Here is an 18,105-nt window from a genome sequence, read left to right as displayed (position 1 = left end):
GCGGCCGTCGACAGCCGATGGCGGGATGATCCGAGCATGAGGAGATGACGACGACTCTCGAAACAGGACCCGGATCCCGCCGCACGTTCCTCCGCTACGGAGGGGCCGCGGCCGCGGCCGCCGTCGTCGCCGCACCCGCCGCGGAAGCCGCGGACGAGACTATACCTGCGACCCGCGTCAACGGAATCCACAACTACCTCGAATTCGCCGGGACCACTGACGAGGACAAGCTCCGCGCCGCGATCGACTATTTCGTCGCCGCTCGCCAAGAGGTCACGTTGACGATCTCGAAGAGCTTCAAGATCACGCGCACCCTCGTGATCGACTCCTCGTACATCTCGCTCGAGTTCACCTGCGGTCCGCTGAATGCGACCGCCATCACCAGCGGTCCTGCTCTCACGGTGATCGGCAGTGCCACGTCCGGCTACCCCAACAACAGGGCGGCGATCACCGGACTCCGTCTGCTGGGGCCGGGAGCGTCCGCGACGGCCAGCACCGGAATCCTGTTCAACACCGACAGCACGACTGCCGCCACCACGCGCGGGCTCGGACTCTGGGGCCTGGAGATCTCGGGCTTCGGGACCGGCGTGTCCTTCGAGAACGATGCGTTCCTGATCAGCTTCTACAACTTCCACATCTTCCGCTGCAGGACGGCCGTTTCCATGCCCGCAGGCAGAGTCAACTACGGCGAGAACATCAAGTTCATCGGCGGTGGTATCGGCACCAGCACCCTCGGCGTCTACAACGCCAACCCGAACGGCGAGCTGCACTTCGTCTCGACGTCGATCGACTTCTGCGTGCAGGCCGTGAAGGTCGACGCGGGTCGGGTGATCCTGCACCAGCCGCATATCGAGATCAACGAGAGCGGCGCGAACTCCACGCTCTCGCAGTTCGTCACCGGGTCGAGTACAGCTGCGCAGATCTCGATCTCAGGCGGACACCTCTTCTTCCATCAGGTCCCGGTGGCCAACTACCTCTTCGAGACCACTGCAGGAGGGTGGGGCGGCGGAATCCAGGTCCATCAACTGTCGATGTTCAATACGCAGATGAAATCGGGATATCTCGCCGGTGGCACTGCGAAGGTCCGTATCAGCCAGCACGTCACCTCGGACGGGAACGGCAGCGGTTCGGGGCAGGGGTCGATTCTGCATTCGAAGGCGGCGAACAAGCTCGTCGACGGGAACTTCTCTCTCGCAGCGCCCGTCGACGCGTTCCTCAACGGCGCCGACGCGACGAGCCGCACCACCAGCCCGTCCATGACGCTGACCACCAGCGGCAACCAGCTGCTGATGACCCGAGTGGCCGGCGGTCCCGGTCCGGCGGTCTCCATCGACGTCCCCGTCACAGCGGGGCTGCTGTACGGCGTCGACTTCACCATCGCGGGATCCACGTCGACGGGCACGATGTACGTGTCCGAATCCTTCGTCGCCGTGACCGGCGTGTCCTCGTCGGGGATCCCGATCGTCGCTCGGAGCAGCGCTCGCCCGGTGTCGAATCTCGACCTCGCCGGCGCGAACGCGCAGGCCCCCTTCCGCAAGACCTATCAGCAGACGACCTGGAACCGGGTCGCTCCTGCGTGGGCGACGCACTTCCGGCTGCGGTTCACCTTCGGATCGGTGACAGCAGGAGTGACTCGCTTCTCGGAGATCGTCATCACCGAACTCTGACGGGGGCGGCGGGTGACGGACCTCGAGAAACCCGACTGGTAGCGTCAGACCATCCCTCGCCGGCCGAGGTCGTCCGCTCCGTCGCCGAAGCGGGCGTGTCGCGGTCCGATCACAGGCCGTGGTGCCCTCTCCCAGGTCGTCTCGTGGTGCCCGGGGCGGTCCGCCGAAGAGACGAACGAAGGAGAAGCACGCGAATGATCCGGGCGCTCTTCTCCGTGAAGGACTTCTCCGGCTCGAGCAACCCCTACATCGAGCTGCTCGTCGGTTCGTTCCCGGCGTCGGTGGAACCGGTCGCGTTCACCTGGCGACGTGCCCTTCTCGGGCGCTACGACGTCTTCCACGTGCACTGGCCGGAGTACCTCTTCCGTGCCCCGCGCGGCCCGCGCCGCTGGCTGAAGTCCGCCCTCGCCTTCGGGCTCATCGCCCGGCTGCTCGCGTCGGGGACGCCGGTCGTCGTGACGATGCACAACCTCCGACCGCACGAATCGGGCAGTGCCGTCGAGACTCTCCTCGCGCGCTGGCTGGACCGTCTCACGGACGTCCGCATCTATCTGAACGAGTCCGACGAGAACGACCTGGACCGGGGAGTCGTCGTCCTGCACGGCGCCTATCCGGAGTCGGCCTCTGTCCCGGGCCCCCGTGAAGCGGGTCGGCGCATCCTGTTCTTCGGGCAGATCCGGCCCTACAAGGGACTCGAGGAGCTGATCGCGGCCTTCAGCGCACTCACCGACGGCGAACTCGTCATCGCCGGCGCGGCCGCTGTCCCCGAGTACGCCGACGAGGTGCGCAGAGCGGTCGGAGCCGACGGTCGCGTCCACCTGCGGCTCGGCCACATCGACGACGCCGAGCTGGACGAGCTCCTGGCAGGCGCGGACCTCGTCACCCTGCCGTACAAGTACCTCTACAACTCCGGAGCCGCGCTGCTCGCCCTCGGCGCGCGGAAGACGATCCTGGTCCCGGCGACCGGATCGACGCGGGCCCTCGCCGCGGAGGTCGGGAGCGGCTGGGTGGAGCTGTTCGACGGCCTCGTGTCGCCGGCGGCGTTGGAGGCGGGCCTCGAGCGAGCGCGCCGGCACGGAGAGAGGGAGCGACCCGACCTGTCCAAGCGCGAGCGTTCCCTCGTGGGAGCGCTGCACGGCGCCGTGTACGAGGCGCTCGTCGCTGCAGGCCGAGGTCGAGGACGAGGCGGGAAGGGGAGGAGAGCGGCGACGCTCGCTCGCCTCCGCGCAGACCCCCGCTTCCTCCGGCATTCCGAGCTGAATCGATGAACGAGCCGCAGGGAGTCGAATGAGGCGTTCAGCGCCGAGCCGCCGTTCACGTACCAGGACTACTTCGAGGGGACAGGACGGACCGGGTCGGAGTACACCCTCTTCGATGATCTCGACTCCGCCGTGGCTCACGCGACGCGGATCCGGCTGCACTCCTAGACGCCCGCTGGCTGCGTGGGATCCGGCGCCCCTGCTGGACGCCTTCCCGATCGACCGCTGGCGGCGCTGAGGACGGGCCGTCAGCGCCGCACTCGGCGCGGTGCCGCCAGCACCGCGTCGAGCAGCTGTGCGAGGTCGGCGGCGCGACGGTGCCAGCCGTACTGCTCCGCGTAGACCGAGCCCTCCCGGTTGGGTCCCGACGCCGCAGCCTCCAGCGCGGACCGCAGCCCGTTCTCTGCGCCCGCAGGGTCGTCGTAGAGCCAGACGCCGGGGGCGGAGCGGGCTCGCAGTGCAGGGGAGGCGGACGAGACGATCCTGAGGCCGGCGGCGAGGTACTCGAAGTACTTCATCGGGCTGCGACCCGCGTTGCCCGGGTCGTCCGAGAGCGGGAGCAGCCCGACGCGGGCGCTCTTCAGCAGCGCGGGCGCCCGGGAGTAGGGCACGGCGCCGAGCAGCTCCACGTTCGCGGGCAGCGTCTCCACGTTCTTCGGGAGCGGACCGGCGAGTCGGAAGGGGACGTCAGGGAACGCCGAGGCGAGCATCCGGACTCCTCCCCAGTCGAAGCGGCGGTCGAGCGCCCCGAGGTAGACGACTCCCGCACGCTCGGCACCGAGACCGTGGAACCGCTCGTACTCGACTCCGTTCTCGAGGACCAGCGTGCGCTCCGGCGCGGCCACTCCCTCGGAGACCGCGCGCAGCACCGGCTCCGACGTGGCGACGAGAGCGTCCGCCCGCTCGAGGAGCTCGATCTCCGCCGCCCGCATCCCCGGTTCGAAATGAGCGTCCGTGGGCCGGTAGACGACACGCTTCGGCTGCAGGAGCTCGAGGAGCGGCACGCCCATCAGGGGCTGGTCGACGATGAGGACATCAGGACGCATCGCCCCACTGGGCGCCCGCCAGGGCCGCAGCGGCACCCGCAGAGACGGCGTCCGCATCCGCGCCGGGAGCGATCCCAGTGGGGCGACGGTGAGCGGTTCGGCGTGCACGACGCCCGCCGCGTCCGTGCGTGGACCTCGCAGCGCAAGACCGAAGCGGGCCCGCACGGTGGCGTCCCGCAGGCGCCCCGCGTGCAGGAGCGAGGACGGCGTCGAGACGTGCGTCACCGTGTTCCCGAGGCGCGAGAGCTCCCGAGCCAGGTGGTGGCTCCCCACTCGGAAGACCCCGACCTCGGCGGTGTGGCTCGCGAAGACGATCTTCACGGGCGCCCGACCGGTCCGGAGGCGTCGACGAGGAGGTCGACGAGTCGTCCTCGCTGCATCCGCAGCGCCGACACGGAGTCTCCGACGCGCCTCCAGTAGTCGGACGGGTCCTCCCGCAGTTCAGCGATCTGGTCGCGGATGAGCGAGAGATCGGCGTCGAAGGCGTTGTGCACGAACCGGTCGATCCCGAGGTCGTCGTAGGCACCCCAGCCCTTCCGCTCGTAGCTCAGATGGACACTCGGAACGCCGCTGCGGATGGTCTGGATGCTGCCGTGCAGCCGGACCGAGACCACGACCGCCGGCCGATCCGCGACTCCGCTGCCGACCGCGTCGCGGAGCAGGCGGAAAGGCCCTTCGTGGCCGAGCCGCTCGTAGAACTGCGGATCGTTGTTGCCGCGAGCGGTGGCTTGAGCGAGCAGCTCCGACTCCGGATCGCGCGCGAGGGCGTCGATCCGCGACTCGTAGGCGGCACGTCGCGACCGGCTCGAGGACAGCGCGCGGGCGACGATCCCGACGGGCCCGGGAGCTCCGGCCCGCACGACGGTCCTCGGATCGAACTCGTCGGGGAGGCCCAGAAGGGCCATGTCGGGAGCGCGGTGCACGTTCGCGAGGCCGGACAGCTCCTCGACGGAGCGGTCGTCCCGGGCGAAGACCCCGACGGCGCGGGCCAGTCGCGCCGCGATCACACGGCGGGTCCCGAGATTGAGCGGCCCGATGCTCTGCGGAAGGTAGACGAACGGAACGCGGTCGCTGCGCCGGGGCATCTGGACGAAGTTGGTGCACATCATCTTGACGACTTCGACGGGATTCTTGGTGCGGAGGTAGCCGCCCCCCACGCCGACGACGAGGTCGGACCCGGCGATCGCCCGGGCGTAGCCGGCGCTCCGGCGGCCGGAGAGCAGCGCGACCCCACCGCGTCGCAGCGTCTCGAGGCTGCCGATGCTGCCGGCACGGCCGGTGAGGGGGTGCAGGACACTCTCGTAGAGCTCCTCGTCGAAGCTCGCGGGATCGAGGGCGACGAGCGTGATCTCCGCCGTCGGCAGGGCCGAGAGGACCAGCTCCCGCGCCTCCTCGACGAGCAGGCCGTCGCCGGAGTTGGTGGTGCTGTAGGCGTGGACGATCGTGACCCTCACCGCGCGGCCTCCTCGAAGACGCGAGCATGCGCTGCGATGGAGTCCGACCAGTGGAATCGTCGAGCGTTGATCAGACCCCGGCTCCGCAGGTCGTTGCGGAGGGACGGATCGGCGACGATCTCGCGCATGTGATCGGCGATCGCCGTCGCGCCGATGTCGGTGAGCGTCAGCGCCGCGCCGCCCGCCACCTCGGCGAGCGACCCGCGATCGCTGCAGATGACGGGAACGCCGCACGCCATGGCCTCGACGACCGGGAAGCCGAAGCCCTCGTAGGTGGAGGGGAAGCAGAAGGCGAGCGCTCCCCGGAGCAGCGGGACGAGCGCCTCATCCGGTACGCGGCCGAGGTAGCGCACGCCGCGGGTTCCGCGGACCGCCTCGAGGATCGCGTCGCTCTCCCACGCCGGAGCGCCGGACACCAGGAGCGGCACCCCCGTCTCGTCGAAGACCTTCGAGGCGGCTCGGCACAGCTCGATGATGTTCTTGCGGGGGTCGAGGTTGCCCGCGTAGAGGAAGTACGGGCCGTCGATCCCCAGCTCGTCGAGCGCGACGGAGTCCTGGTCGGTGGAGCGGGTGTTGAACGTGTCGTGGTCGATCCCGTGCGGGATGGTGACGATCTTCCCGGCGGCGTCGGGTGCGACAGTCGCGATGTCCCGGGCGGAGGAATCGGAGACCGTGATGATCGTGGTCGAGAGTGCTGCGAGACGCGCGACGCGCAGGCGCCACAACCGGTCGGAGCTCCGGCTGCGCACATCGTCCACGTGGAGTGTCGCCAGCCCGTGGATCGTGCCGACGATCGGGAGGCGGCTCGGAACCAGCGGCCCCGTGTCCGCGGGGAAGTGGAGGACGTCGATCCCGGAGGGGCGGAGCCTCGGCAGCACGAGTCCCTCATAGGCGCCGTAGACGGCGCTGCGGGCTCGGCCCCCCTCGATCGGAGGTCGGGACAGCACGTGCTGCACGCCGTGTCCGGCGAGCCCGCTGTAGACGGTGCGGGCGTATCTGGTGTTGCCGCCGACCTGTCTGTCGAGGACACGGGCGGAGACGAGCACTGTCGTCATGGCTTCCTCCTCCGAGGGGCGGTCGGCAGCAGGCCGAGGTAGAGCCGCTCGAGCATCTGCGACTGGTGCTGCACGGTGTTCAGGGCGAGGGCGTGCTCGGCGGCGGCGACGAGACGGGAACGGGCCGCCGGGTGCTCCAGATCGCCCCAGTACGACGCCACATCGTGGGGGGAGTGCGCGACCAGGGGCAGGCCGAGGCGATCGAAGGCGGGGATGTCCCGCACGACGAGGGCCAGCCCCATGCCGTGCGCCTCCAGAACGGCCATCGGCATCCCCTCCCACTGCGCGCTGTGCAGGTACACGTCGGCATCGCCCAGTCGGCGGAGCGCCTCGTCGCGGCTGAGCCAGCCGGTGACGTGGACGCCGGCCTGGTCGAGGGCGGTGCGGTGACGCCCCTCGCCTCCGCCGATCCACGTCGCGTCGACGGAATGGCCGGCGGCGCGCACGGCCTCCACGGCCTCGGCGAAGAATCGGGGATCCTTGTGCGTCGAGAGCCGACCGGCGCCGACGAGGCGGAGAGGCCTCGGCCCGCCGGGGCGAGTGGCGGGCGGGAGCGAGGCGGGCACCGAGTTGGGGACGTGCACGACCTCCGCCCGGCTGAACGGCCACCGGCTCAGACGGGCCTCGCGAGCTGAGCAGGCGGCGAACACGGTGGTGTTGAAGGCGAGGACGCCCTCGAAGACCCGGAACGCCGCCCGGGCGGGCAGCGGGAGGTCTCGGCGCTCGAAGCCGTAGCAGTGCGGCGTGTAGACGATCGGACGTCGCCGGCCCGCCCGGACCGCGAGGCGCGCGTACGCTCCGCCGAAGCTGGAGTGCGCGTGCACGACAGCGCCCGGCATTCCGGCCAGAACCGTTCGCAGAGCGCGGACTCGGGCGACGTGCCCTGTCGGCAGCGCCGTCACGCCTGCGAACGACGCGAAGGCGCTCTCCGGTACCGGAGAGTCCTCCCGCGGTGAATACACGAGCCTGTGCTGGAAGGCGGGCGTGGCCGCTACGTAGTCGCTGATCGCCGACGCGGTACCTGCGCCGAAGCTCTCCGTCACGTGCACGATCGTGCGCTCGCCTTCGCGCCAGTCCTCAGCGAGTGTGGATCCGCTTGTCAACCGTTCGCGCCCTTCCGGCTTGGCCGAGCCGTGGAAGGCTCCGGTCCCTGTCGATGACCATCGGACAGGATCCCTCACCGACCACGCGGTCCGTCGGCATGACTCCGTGAGCGATCCTATGTGCTCCCGGCCGACGGTATGAGGTCGAAAGGGGACCACCTCCGGGGGACCGGGACCGTGGTTAGTCTGTAGTCCTACAGAGCTGAACGGAGCTGCTGCAGGAGACGATCGATGCTCGATCACGTCGGAGATGAGGCGCGCGATGGCTCGAGGGGGCGCTGCGACCGCGACGACGCGAGAGGGCGCGGCGCGTCTGGATGTCGTCCAGCGGCTTCTGTTCCTCGCCATCGTCTTCATGCCGTTCCAGCAGGCGCTCACCATTCAGGTCGGCTCTCCGCTGAAGATCACCGAGATCGCCGTCATCCTGGCCATCGGCTTCTCCGTGATCACCGTCCAGAAGGACCGGTACACGCCGGTGGGACGGGAGATCGTGCTGGGGCTCGGTGCGCTGGTCGTTCTGGCGACGATCTGGGCATTCCTGTTCAAGCAACCCGAGGTTCCAGCCGCCTACGGCTATGACCTGGGCTTCACCAACGACATGATCCTCTACTGCGGATACGCTCTGCTGGCCCTCGCGGTCTGGTGGTACGTCGGCCACCGACTGGGATTCCAGGACATGGAGCGGGCTCTCTCGATCGCCGTCCGCCTCGCTTTCGTCTTCTGCGCGATCCAGCTGGCCCTCCACCTCGCCGGGGTCCCGCTGCCCGCTCTCCTCAACTCGACGATTCAGATGGGGGCGACCTTCGGCGTCAGCCTGCCGAGGAACGGCCCGTTCCTCGAGGGGAACTACCTCGGTTTCTTCGCCGGGATCGCGCTGTTCGCCTGCCTGCGCCGTCGCGACCGCATCGGAATCGCCGCCGCCGTCGCCTGCCTCGTCTACTCGCAGTCGACGTCGGCACTGATCGCGACCGTCTCTGCGGCGGTCCTCACGGCGACGCTCCGCCCCCAGCGGGGAGTGGGAGTGCAGATCTTCAGCGTCGGCGCGCTGGGCGCGGTGATCGTCCTGCTCGTTCCCGCCCTGCAGCGCTTCGTCCTCGCGCAGCTCTCGAAGCTCGGACTGGGCACAGGCGCCGTCGACGTCGGCACCCGCTCGCTGAACGTCCGATCCCAGTCGTCGAGCACGGGCTTCACCATGGCCGCGGACAATCCGCTGTTCGGAGTCGGACCCGGCCGGTTCGGCGTGTGGAGGACCGACTACTCCCAGGCGGTGGCGGGGCTCACCTCGAACGGCGCCTCTCGCGGTCTCGCGAACAACGTCTACGCCCAGCTCGCTGCCGAGACCGGAGTGATCGCCCTGGCCCTCTTCGCCGTCCTCCTCGTGATGCTGATCGTGCGGGGATATCGGCGCAACGGGACGGCACTGGGTCTGGGGGTCTTCCTCGCCGTCGCTCTGGCCTCCGCCCCCGCGTGGACCGCCTTGACCGTGTGGATCGCGCTGGCGTACGCCGCATCGCTCGCCTCCGAGCCGCTGCCGGCGACGACCTCGATCGCCCGGTCCGGCCTCGACTCGGAGCGACGGGCAGCGGCGGTGTCGCGATCCATGGCGGTGCGTCCGGCGCCGTCCACCGGTCGGCACCGGCAGTTGTCGGATCGACGGTGAGCTCCGCACCCGCGACGACCGAGCTCTCCCTCGATGATGCGGTACACCTCGCACACGCCCTCACCGCGCACCTCTCCTCCACGCACGGGCTCCGCACCCTGTTCATCAAGGGGCCCACCGCCCATGCACAGGGCATCCGCACGAGACGCGTGTCCAGCGATGTCGACGTGCTCGTCCACCCGGCGGACGTCCAGCGCCTCGTCGACCTGCTGGCCGAGCGCGGATGGATCCCCCGGCCCGACCGCCCGGCCCCGCGCGCGTACCCGGTGCACTCCGTGACCCTGTTCCATCCGCAGTGGACCTGCGACATCGACGTGCACGACCGCTACCCCGGATTCTTCGCAGAGCCGGAGGAAGTCCTCGACGTGCTGTGGACGTCGCACCGGACCGTGACGATCGCGCACAGGAGGGTCGCTGTGCCCTCCCCGGTCGCGGGCGCGGTCGTCGTCGCGCTCCACGCGCTGAAGGATCCCCTCCTTGCCCGGAGCACGTCCGAGCTCGAGTCGGTCATCGGGTTCCTCAGGGGCGCGAGCGAATCGGACCGGGAGGCGCTGCTCCTGCTCGTCGAGAGCACCCGCAGCGCCTACCCCCTCCGCCCGGTGCTCCACGCCCTCGGGCTGGACGTGCCGGACGACCTGGCCGTGCACGAGCGCCGGTTGTGGGATCTGCGGGTGGCCGGAACGGGACGGTCCAGCTATCACTGGGCGCTCGCCTTCGTCGAGGCCACAGGGAAGCGGCGCATCGTGCTGATCGTGTCCGCGCTGACGACCGTGATCGGTCTCACACGCCGGGCGCGCCGGAGGGCTGCGGAGACGGGGATGGTCCGCTTCGATCGGCCGTCGTTGTCAGATCTGCGGGCGTTCCTCGGGCTCGTGCGCTCGCTCGCCGCCGATCGTCGACGCCGTCGCCGAGAGAATGCGACCCACTCGTGACCACCGTCGATCCGGGAGCTCTGGATCACGCCGTGTGGGCGCGATCCGATCAGCTGGCCTTCGTCGAGGACGACGCGCAGGCGGTGCTGCTGAACCTGTTGTCACCGTTTCCCGTGCCCCTCGTGCTGAAGGGCACGGCGCACGCGATCTGGAGAAGGCTCGAGCATCCGTCCACGACCGTCGAGATCCTCGCGGGGCTCGCCGACGAGTTCGGCGTCCCCCGAGAGGTCCTCGAGGAGGACGTGCTCAGTTTCCTCCTGGAGCTGAGCACAGCAGACGTGGTCCACAGGCTGCCCTCGCGCTGAAGGTGAGACATCGTGCAGCAGTGTGCGCCGTGCGGGGGGTGTGAACGGCGGTCGTGACGGCGGCCTTTCCTCCGTACTGTTCGGGAATGGGAGCATCATCGCGGGATCGAGGACGACGGGCGCTTCTGAGCCTGACGGCGGCAGCGGGCGCGGGCGCCGTGACGGCGGTGGCGACGGCCCCCCCGGCGACAGCGGCCAACGCCTTCCCGGACGCACGGCTGGACGGCTTCCGGGACTCGACCGAGTTCCCGGGAGCGACTGCTGAGCAGCGGCTCCGCGCCGCTCTCGACGCGGCTCACGCCCTCGCGACCGAGTCCTTCCTGGTCGTCTCCGAGCCCGTCGTGCTGACAGCACCCTTGACGATCGACCTCTCGCGTGTGTCGATGGAGTTCGCCGGAGGCGATGTCGATGCGACGGCGGTGTCGGGATCGGCGCTCGTCCTCACCGCCTCCGAGGCCTCCGATGATGCGCCGCACACGCGCGTGAGCCTGCGCGGACTGCGCCTCACGGGTCCCGGCCGAGCGGCTCCTGGATCCGTCGGCCTCGAGCTGTCCTCGGCGACAGGCGTCCGAGGCGCAGGACTGTACGGAGTGGAGATCATCGGATTCGAGACGGGTGTCCGGTTCGGTCCCGGCGCCGAGCATCTGCGCCTCTTCCACGTGGCCGTGGAGGAGTGCGGCACGGGCGTCCTGGTCGCCGGCACTGCCCCTGGGTCGAATCTCGCGATGGTCGGCGGTTCTGTGCGCTCGTGCACGACGGGACTGTCCTCCGCGTCGACCAGTGGCGAGCTGCACACGACGTCGCTGGCCATCAGCGGATGCGATCGCGCGGTCGAGGCTTCAGGGGGTGCCGTCACGCTGCACGCTGCGACCGTCCGCCTGACCCCGGCGAGCACGGTCAGCGCGTTCTCCACCGCTGCGACGACGACGGCCAGGATCAGCATCAACGGCGGCACGGTCTCCGCCGCCGCCCCGCTGGCGGCGGCCACAGTCTTCGAGACGGCTCACAGGAGCTGGGGAGGCGGGATCGTCGTGACGAGCACCTCCTTCCGCAACGTCGCTCCGGCATCGGGCTACCTCGTCGGAGGGACCGGACTCGTCCGGTTGGCGGACGTCTCGATCCTGGACGAGCCCTCCGTCGTGCCGACCTCGGTTCTCGTCCACCGCGCCGCGAACCGGCTCGTCGATGGAGCCTTCGATGTGGGCACGGTCGCGGACGCGTACCTGGACACTCCGGACGCCACCTCTCGGAGTGCGAGCCCGTCGGCCACGCTCGCCGTCGCGTCAGGGCGGCTCCTGGTCCGGAAAACAGGCACCGGACAGACGAGTCTCTCGTTCGATGTGCTCAGCAGACCCGGCCGGGTCTACGCCGCCGACCTCGTCATCGGACAGGCCGCTGCGAACGGGTCGATGATCGTCTCGGAGTCCTTCGTCACCGTCTCCGGTCGTGACGCCCGCGGCATCCCTGTCACCGTCCGCTCGGAGCCCGTCTCCTCGACGACGCAGTCGATGGCGGCGATGGCCGCGGCACTCCCGTTCCGGGTAAGACCCGCGACCGGCGTGGATCGCCAGGCGCCGTCCTGGGCGTCGCATTTCCGCGTGACCGTCGGCCTGAACGACCCCGCCGCGGGAACGGTCGGCATCGACGACGCGGTCGTCACCGAGATGTGAGGACCGGCCGCTCGCGCGGTGGCCCGATGCGTCAGTGGGCGCCGCCTCCGGGGGCGACGACGGCCTGCACGGTTCTCGCGAGCAGCGCGAGGTCCCCGGTGAACGACCAGTTCTCCACGTAGTAGAGATCCAGTCGGATGGCGTCCTCCCAGGAGAGCGTCGACCGCCCGCTGACCTGCCAGAGCCCGGTCATGCCCGGCTTGACGTTGAGGCGCCGGCGCGCGGCCTCGTCGTAGAGCTCGACTTCTCCCGCCACCTGCGGCCGCGGCCCGACGAGCGACATGTCGCCTCTCAGCACGTTGAAGAGCTGAGGGACCTCGTCGATCGAGTACTTGCGCATGAAGCGTCCGATCGGTGTGATGCGAGGGTCGTCAGTGATCTTGAACAGTGGTGTTCCGGACGTTCCCTGAGCGGCGAGCAGCTCGGCGAGCTGATCATGAGCGTTCACCACCATCGAGCGGAACTTGATCATGCCGAAGGGCTTGCCGTTGATGCCGATCCGCGTCTGGCGATAGAACAGGGGCCCCGAGCTCGTCAGCTTGACGGCCAGTGCGACCGAGGCGATGAGAGGCATCAGCACGGCGATGAGGCTCAGCGATCCGACGATGTCGAGGGCACGCTTGCGGGCCTGCTTGCTGCCCTCGAATCGAGGTGTCTCGATGTGCACGAGAGGAAGGCCCGCCACCGGGCGCATGTGGATCCTCGGTCCGCTGATGTCGGTGAGGCTCGGCGCCATGACCAGGTGCTGGCGCCTCGGCTCGAGACTCCAGCTCAACTGTCGGATCTGCTCGGGTGGCAGGTGGTCGCTGCTCGTGATGATGACGGTATCGGCGCCGGTCCGGTTCAGGATGCCCGGCACCGCATCCACCGTGATGTTCTCGAAGACAGGCACCCCCCACCCGCTCACCCGATCGCTGGCCAGATCCTCGGGGATGCACACGCCGACAACGAGATACCCGGCCCCGGGGGCGCGGACGAGCTCGCGGTAGATGTGCTCGACGCTCCGTGGCGAGCCGACGAGGACGACGGAGGAGGAGTACCGGCCCGCGCTCCGCTGCTGCCGCAGCCACACCCTCCAGGCTCCGCGTCCGAGCCAGAGCAGGACGAGGCCGAGCGGGAGCGCGGTGATGATGTACCCGCGGGCGAAGCCGATCTGGCCGAGGTAGGCGACGCACGTGATCACGGCGAACAGCAGGAGCGTCGCATCGAGGATGCGCTTGTACTCCGTCACCTCTCCGCCGAGGACACGGTCTTCGCGTGTGGCGTAGAACTTCAACAGGGCGGCCCACAGCACCACGATCATCGAGGAGACGATCCAGTAGTTCGCGAGCAGGCCCGCGATCTCCGGCTGATGGCCGGCCACGAACAATTCTCGGCTCTCCACTCCGAACCAGAAGAACTGACTGCTGAAGACCGAGAACACGATGACGAGGACATCGGTGATGACGAGTTTTCTGGCCACTGCTCGGGACCAGGAGCTCCGGCCCTTCTCGGAGGAAGAGCTCTTCGTGGAAGTGGGTGTTTGCAGTTTCACCGTGTGAGCCCTGTCTGCGACTGACCGCTGTTCTCTCGCATAAGCGACCTGCCCTCAGCGTAGTGGTCGGGCGTCGTGCTCCTCCGTCCTGAGCGAAGCTCCGCGCAAAGGCCCCTCCTAGGGGATGCTCTCGGCTATTCCGACTATTCCCCGACGATGAGGACGCGCTCGGACCTCCGTTGTGCGCCGTCGACGACCGCTCGGACGTCGGCGGCGGAGACGTCCCGAGCACGGGGAGTCGAGGTGGTTCGGCGGGTCGGATCCGTCGGGCGGCTCAGGTCTCTCGGCTCGCGCGGTCGGCGCTCGTGCGTCCGGTGCTGATGCGGTGTCGCGGCGTCCCGCCGCTGTCGATGGGGCGTGACGCGCAACGGCAGGAGAAGACTCGGGAGAGGCGCCGCGAGAGCTCGCGAGGGGAGACCGGCGGACGATCGTCGGGCACCGACGGCGGGCACGTCGTCGCCGGCAGGGACGAGCAGGACGCTTCCGCTGCCGGAAACGACGACGGCACACTCGTGCTCATCGAGACGGACAGGTGCTGCGCCGGAGTGCTCCTGGGCGTGGAGCCGAGATCGGCGCATGCGTCTGCGGTCATCGGCTCCGGCCACGGCCGCGGCCAGGCGCCCGTGGTCGGGCGCTCCGGGGGCGAGTGCCTCGCCGGCGGACGATCCTGCCTCGACGGGGAGCTGCTCGGAGCCGATGACGAGCCGTGTCACGGCTTCCCGGGGCGCTTCCGCTCTCCGTTCAGGACGTCGCGGATCGCTCGGGTCGTGTCGGGTTCGGGCCGGTGAGCGCGACCGGGGATCGAGGCCCTGTCCCCGTCCGCCCGAGCCGGTCGTCCTGTGAGCGAGGCATCCGCTCGCACGAGCGGGTCCGGTGACGTCCTCCCTCGGTGATCGAGGGGAGGACGTCACCGGACCCGCGAGTCCTGCTCGGGGGGCGCGCCGTCGTCAGGGCGCCCCCTGGTGATCAGCTCAGCCGCAGAGTGCCGCGCCTGCCACGTAGAACGCGCGGATGCCGATGTTCGGCGTCGAGGCCGACGCCACGCTGGTGACGTTCGTGATCGTGACGACGGGGCTGCCGGTGCTGTTGCTGTCCCACGTCCCGGGGTTGCTCAACGGGGTGCGGTAGTACTGGTTGTTGTCACCGATCACGTTGATCCAGTTGCCGCCGATCTCGACTCCGAGGTCCTTCGCCGTGCGTCCGGCCGGAAGTGCGGTGAGCTGGGTGCCGTCCTGGTCGAACACAGCGGCCGTCGTCGCGAAGATGCGACGCGTCGCGCCGAAGACCTGGGTGTCGGCGGCGACCTGACGCAGCCCGGTGACTGTGGCGAGGACCTGCGTCCACGGCGACCAAGACGCTCCGGCCTCGATGGTCTTCGTCGCCTCCCATGCCGTCCCGTCGGTCGCGACGAGCGACACCCGCCACAGGCTGTCGTCGCTGAACGACACGGCGATGTCGAGGACAGTGCGGCCTCCGGGCGCGGCCGCGAGCGCGACGCCGTCCCAGTCGTACACCGTGCTGCCGCTGGCCGAGAACAGGCGGGCTCCGCGGTCGCCGCCGGCGATGATCAGACCGTCATCCGCCGCGATGCTGGTCATGCCGATGCGGATGGGGGTCGTCGTGTCCCACTCGTAGAAGCCGCCGGAGGGGGCGGTGTGCGAGTAGACGTCGCCGTCCTGGGAGACGACGTAGCTCAGGTAGGTCGCAGACGCAGCCGTGTCACCGACGCCGGTCCACGCGACTGCGAAATCGACCACAGTGGTGACAGCTTCCGGCATCTCGGACTCGACATTGTTGCGACGTCCGCGGAAGGTCGAGGTGCGGGTGCCGCTGGTGCCGTTCACGATCGCTGCGGTGGTCGCATCGGCCACGGGAACGGTCGGCTGGGCCGGATTCACCACGCCTGCTGTCGTGGCCGTGATGGTGCCCGTCTGGCTGACTCCGGCGGTGGCGAAACGCAGACCGTTGAAGCCCTCCAGGAGGAGGCTTCCGCCGGCACCCGTGAACAGCGTGCGAGGTGTGGCCGTGCCGTCGTACCAGCGCAGCGCGGTCGGCAGAGTCACCGTCACCGCGATGCCTGCGGCGGCCGGAACTCCGGAATCGCTCACCTGGAGGTAGGCGTTGAACGGGTTGCAGCTGCTCGTCGTGTAGGAAGTAGTGGCATCGCCACCCTCCTGGTCGACGAAAGCGACCGTGCGCACGGTCACCGGGGCCGATGCGGCGGCGAGCGGCGCACCGATCGCCGCGACGACGACGGGAGTGGTCCATGCGGTCGCCTGCAGGACGGTCCGGCGGCCGGGAACCGCATTGCGAGCCGGAACGGGCGAATCAGAAGGGGACGTGTTCGACATAATATGCCTCTCTGGTTGGACGAATGGCCTGCGGATCTTCAACGAACGACCTGAGCCGTAGACGGCAGACGTTCCCTCGGAAGATCCACTGCTCATGTCGCAGCGTCCCGAGAGTTTTTCCGCGACGATTGATTTCGCGAGAGGGCTGTCCCTCCCGCGGCAGGCCTGAGACTACTGCACACCAAGTAATTCCACGCAACGGGGTTCGACGATCTCGAGACAGATGAGAGAGGCTCCGAAACGGCGGCGGAACGACTATCCGCCTCACTCCGAGGTCGCCCTGTTCTGCCGCAAGAGAGATGATTGATCGACAGGTGAGGCGCAGAGCCGTCTCCCGCTTGTGTTCCTTCTCTCTCCTGGCGGATCGATCGGGCCGTGAGTCCGGCCGGATGAGGCGCTCCGGTGTCGGCTGCCCGGATGCGTCTCCCCGCTCGCTTTCCCGCCCGAGGAACCCCTACAAGGCCGATCGGAGGATGGCCTCTACGGCCTTCGTGATTCCGTCACCAGGCGCGCACGGGCAGGACCGCCTCCCGAGGGCGTCCTCCTCGTTCAGGTGCAGCGTCTCCGTCGGCTGCACGGCCTCGTCGTGATCCGACTGATCGGCCTCACCTCGGCCGGGCGCGGGCTCGTTCGCGGATCCCCGGCGGCGAGAGGAGGATCGCCGGCGCATCCGCAGTCGCTCATCGACCCATCAGGACGTCCGCTCCGTTCCGGCTCCTCCGACGCTGCCGTCGCGTCGTCCGACCTCGGCGCCGGAGCGGCGGCGACGGGCGCCGCTCCGATGGGACTCGGGTCGGGTCCGGTGAGCGGGCGCGTTCCGCCTCCGGCGCAGTCGGGTGCGGGAGGATGATCGGATGGACGACACGGCGGTACGGCGGCTCCTCGAGGGGCTCGCGGGGGCGGAGGCGAGCTTCCCGTTCGGCCCGGGCACGCGGGTGTGGAAGGTCGCCGGGAAGGTCTTCGCGCTCGAGTCGGAGCGCTTCGAGCGCCCCGTCGTGAGCGTCAAGGCGCTGCCCGAGAACGTGGTGCACCTCGTCGCGGGGGTCGAGGGCATCGAGCCCGGGTACCACCTGAACAAGAAGCACTGGGTGACCGTCGATGCGGGCGGGGCGGTGGAGTCCGGGCTGGTGCTGGAGCTGATCGAGGAGTCCCACGCGATCGTCGTCGCCGGACTGCCCAAGCGGCTCCGGCTCGCCCTCGGCGGCACCGCCGCCGGCTCGCTGAACGAGGACCGCTGAACGACGCCCGCCCGGCGCCGCCCTGCCGCAGCGCCCCCGCCGCGGCAGAGGCTCGCGGGGCGCGGCCTACAGGCCGTAGGAGCGGAGGTACGCGGCGGTGTCGTGCCAGCCCTCGACGGCGAAGCACTCGACGCCCATCGCCTTGACGGGGTAGTCGTTGCCGTCCGGGTCGAGGCGGTCGCCGACGAAGATCATGTCGTCGAGAGGGATGCCCGTCAGCTCGGTGAGCTTGTTCATCCCGTACGCCTTGTCGATGCCCTTGCGGGTGATGTCGACCGACGTCGAGCCGCCGGAGCGCACCTCGAGGTCGGGGAGCACGGCCTGCACGGCCTCGCGGAGGGTGTTCTTCTTCTCGCCGTCCGGGTCCCAGGCCTGCTTGACCTCGACGGGCGCGGACTGGCCGAGGGCCGAGAAGGTGATCTGCGAGTCGCGGTCCTCGAGGATCGGGCCCCAGGTCTCGGACTCCCAGTAGCCGAGCTCCTTCGCCTTCTCCTCGACGGCGGCGAGCGCGCGCGACTTCTCGTCCTCGGTGAGGTTCTCGGCGTAGATCTGCGCCCAGTCGCCGTTCTCGTACCGGTAGTACTGCGTGCCGCAGGTGGGCATGAGGTGCAGCTTCGCGAGGACCTCGGGGTCGGCGCCCTCGAGGCGGTCGAGCACCTGCATCCGGAACTGGCCGATCTGGCCGCCCGAGATGATGCACACCTCGGTGGCCTGGAGCAGCTTCACGAAGAGGTCGGCCATCGCCGGGTCGACGGGGGACTTCGAGGCGGCGAGGGTGTCGTCGAGGTCGAAGGCCATCAGGCGGGGCAGGGTGCTCATGGAACTCGTTTC

14 protein-coding genes are annotated in these 18,105 nt (G+C 69.5%); 7 read left to right on the top strand and 7 right to left on the bottom strand.

Annotated features, from left to right (window positions below; all coding sequences use genetic code 11):
- Nucleotides 1-44: 44 nt before the first annotated feature.
- Together C5D09_RS07920 and C5D09_RS07915 are read left to right on the top strand one after the other, a co-directional pair.
- Nucleotides 45-1,667, top strand: coding sequence for a twin-arginine translocation signal domain-containing protein (locus C5D09_RS07920; RefSeq protein WP_104222798.1), 1,623 nt, complete (start codon nt 45-47; stop codon nt 1,665-1,667).
- A gap of 194 nt (nt 1,668-1,861) precedes the next feature.
- Nucleotides 1,862-2,935, top strand: a complete 1,074-nt coding sequence (locus C5D09_RS07915; protein WP_104262617.1) for a glycosyltransferase — start codon at nt 1,862-1,864, stop codon at nt 2,933-2,935.
- A 239-nt stretch (nt 2,936-3,174) separates the two neighbouring features.
- On the opposite strand, the gene C5D09_RS07910 is transcribed toward C5D09_RS07915, so the two are convergent.
- From C5D09_RS07910 to C5D09_RS07895, 4 genes are read right to left on the bottom strand one after another with little or no spacing between them, the layout of a single operon-like run.
- A complete protein-coding gene (locus C5D09_RS07910; protein ID WP_104262618.1) occupies nt 3,175-4,293 on the bottom strand; it encodes a glycosyltransferase in 1,119 nt (372 codons plus the stop codon).
- On the bottom strand, nt 4,290-5,426 hold the full coding sequence (locus C5D09_RS07905; RefSeq protein WP_181027183.1) for a polysaccharide pyruvyl transferase family protein: 1,137 nt from the start codon (nt 5,424-5,426) through the stop codon (nt 4,290-4,292). Before C5D09_RS07905 ends, C5D09_RS07910 begins: the two co-directional genes overlap by 4 nt.
- Nucleotides 5,423-6,481, bottom strand: coding sequence for a glycosyltransferase family 1 protein (locus C5D09_RS07900; protein ID WP_104225715.1), 1,059 nt, complete (start codon nt 6,479-6,481; stop codon nt 5,423-5,425). Before C5D09_RS07900 ends, C5D09_RS07905 begins: the two co-directional genes overlap by 4 nt.
- Nucleotides 6,478-7,932, bottom strand: a complete 1,455-nt coding sequence (locus C5D09_RS07895; RefSeq protein WP_258066941.1) for a glycosyltransferase — start codon at nt 7,930-7,932, stop codon at nt 6,478-6,480. The genes C5D09_RS07900 and C5D09_RS07895 overlap by 4 nt, the downstream gene beginning before the upstream one ends.
- On the opposite strand from C5D09_RS07895, the gene C5D09_RS07890 reads away from it, so the two are divergent.
- From C5D09_RS07890 to C5D09_RS07875, 4 genes are all read left to right on the top strand, one after another.
- Nucleotides 7,847-9,244, top strand: coding sequence for an O-antigen ligase (locus C5D09_RS07890; RefSeq protein ID WP_181065640.1), 1,398 nt, complete (start codon nt 7,847-7,849; stop codon nt 9,242-9,244). The two genes, C5D09_RS07895 and C5D09_RS07890, sit on opposite strands and share 86 nt — an antisense overlap.
- Nucleotides 9,241-10,176 carry a nucleotidyltransferase family protein gene (locus C5D09_RS17120; protein ID WP_181127690.1) on the top strand — a complete coding sequence of 312 codons (936 nt, stop codon included), beginning with the start codon at nt 9,241-9,243 and terminating at the stop codon, nt 10,174-10,176. The genes C5D09_RS07890 and C5D09_RS17120 overlap by 4 nt, the downstream gene beginning before the upstream one ends.
- Entirely contained in the window at nt 10,173-10,481 is a 309-nt protein-coding gene (locus C5D09_RS17480) for a PqqD family protein (protein WP_181027179.1), read from the top strand. The genes C5D09_RS17120 and C5D09_RS17480 overlap by 4 nt, the downstream gene beginning before the upstream one ends.
- A gap of 167 nt (nt 10,482-10,648) precedes the next feature.
- Nucleotides 10,649-12,151, top strand: coding sequence for a hypothetical protein (locus C5D09_RS07875; protein WP_146076940.1), 1,503 nt, complete (start codon nt 10,649-10,651; stop codon nt 12,149-12,151).
- A 31-nt stretch (nt 12,152-12,182) separates the two neighbouring features.
- Here C5D09_RS07875 and C5D09_RS07870 read toward each other — a convergent pair whose 3' ends face one another.
- Complete coding sequence (locus C5D09_RS07870) at nt 12,183-13,613, bottom strand: sugar transferase (protein WP_258059309.1); 1,431 nt, start codon at nt 13,611-13,613, stop codon at nt 12,183-12,185.
- A gap of 1,043 nt (nt 13,614-14,656) precedes the next feature.
- Nucleotides 14,657-16,036, bottom strand: a complete 1,380-nt coding sequence (locus C5D09_RS07860) for a hypothetical protein (RefSeq protein WP_146085620.1) — start codon at nt 16,034-16,036, stop codon at nt 14,657-14,659.
- 854 nt (nt 16,037-16,890) lie between these two features.
- Between C5D09_RS07860 and C5D09_RS07855 the strand changes: the two genes are divergently transcribed.
- Complete coding sequence (locus C5D09_RS07855; RefSeq protein ID WP_104222787.1) at nt 16,891-17,274, top strand: MmcQ/YjbR family DNA-binding protein; 384 nt, start codon at nt 16,891-16,893, stop codon at nt 17,272-17,274.
- A 66-nt stretch (nt 17,275-17,340) separates the two neighbouring features.
- Here C5D09_RS07855 and C5D09_RS07850 read toward each other — a convergent pair whose 3' ends face one another.
- Nucleotides 17,341-18,093 (bottom strand): HAD-IIB family hydrolase, encoded by a 753-nt coding sequence (locus tag C5D09_RS07850; protein WP_104222786.1) that lies wholly within the window; start codon nt 18,091-18,093, stop codon nt 17,341-17,343.
- Nucleotides 18,094-18,105 lie beyond the last annotated feature (12 nt).

The organism is Rathayibacter sp. AY1C9 (assembly GCF_002932315.1).
Classification (GTDB): domain Bacteria; phylum Actinomycetota; class Actinomycetes; order Actinomycetales; family Microbacteriaceae; genus Rathayibacter.
Note: the sequence above shows the minus strand (reverse complement) of the source record. Positions and strands in the feature narration are given on the sequence as shown.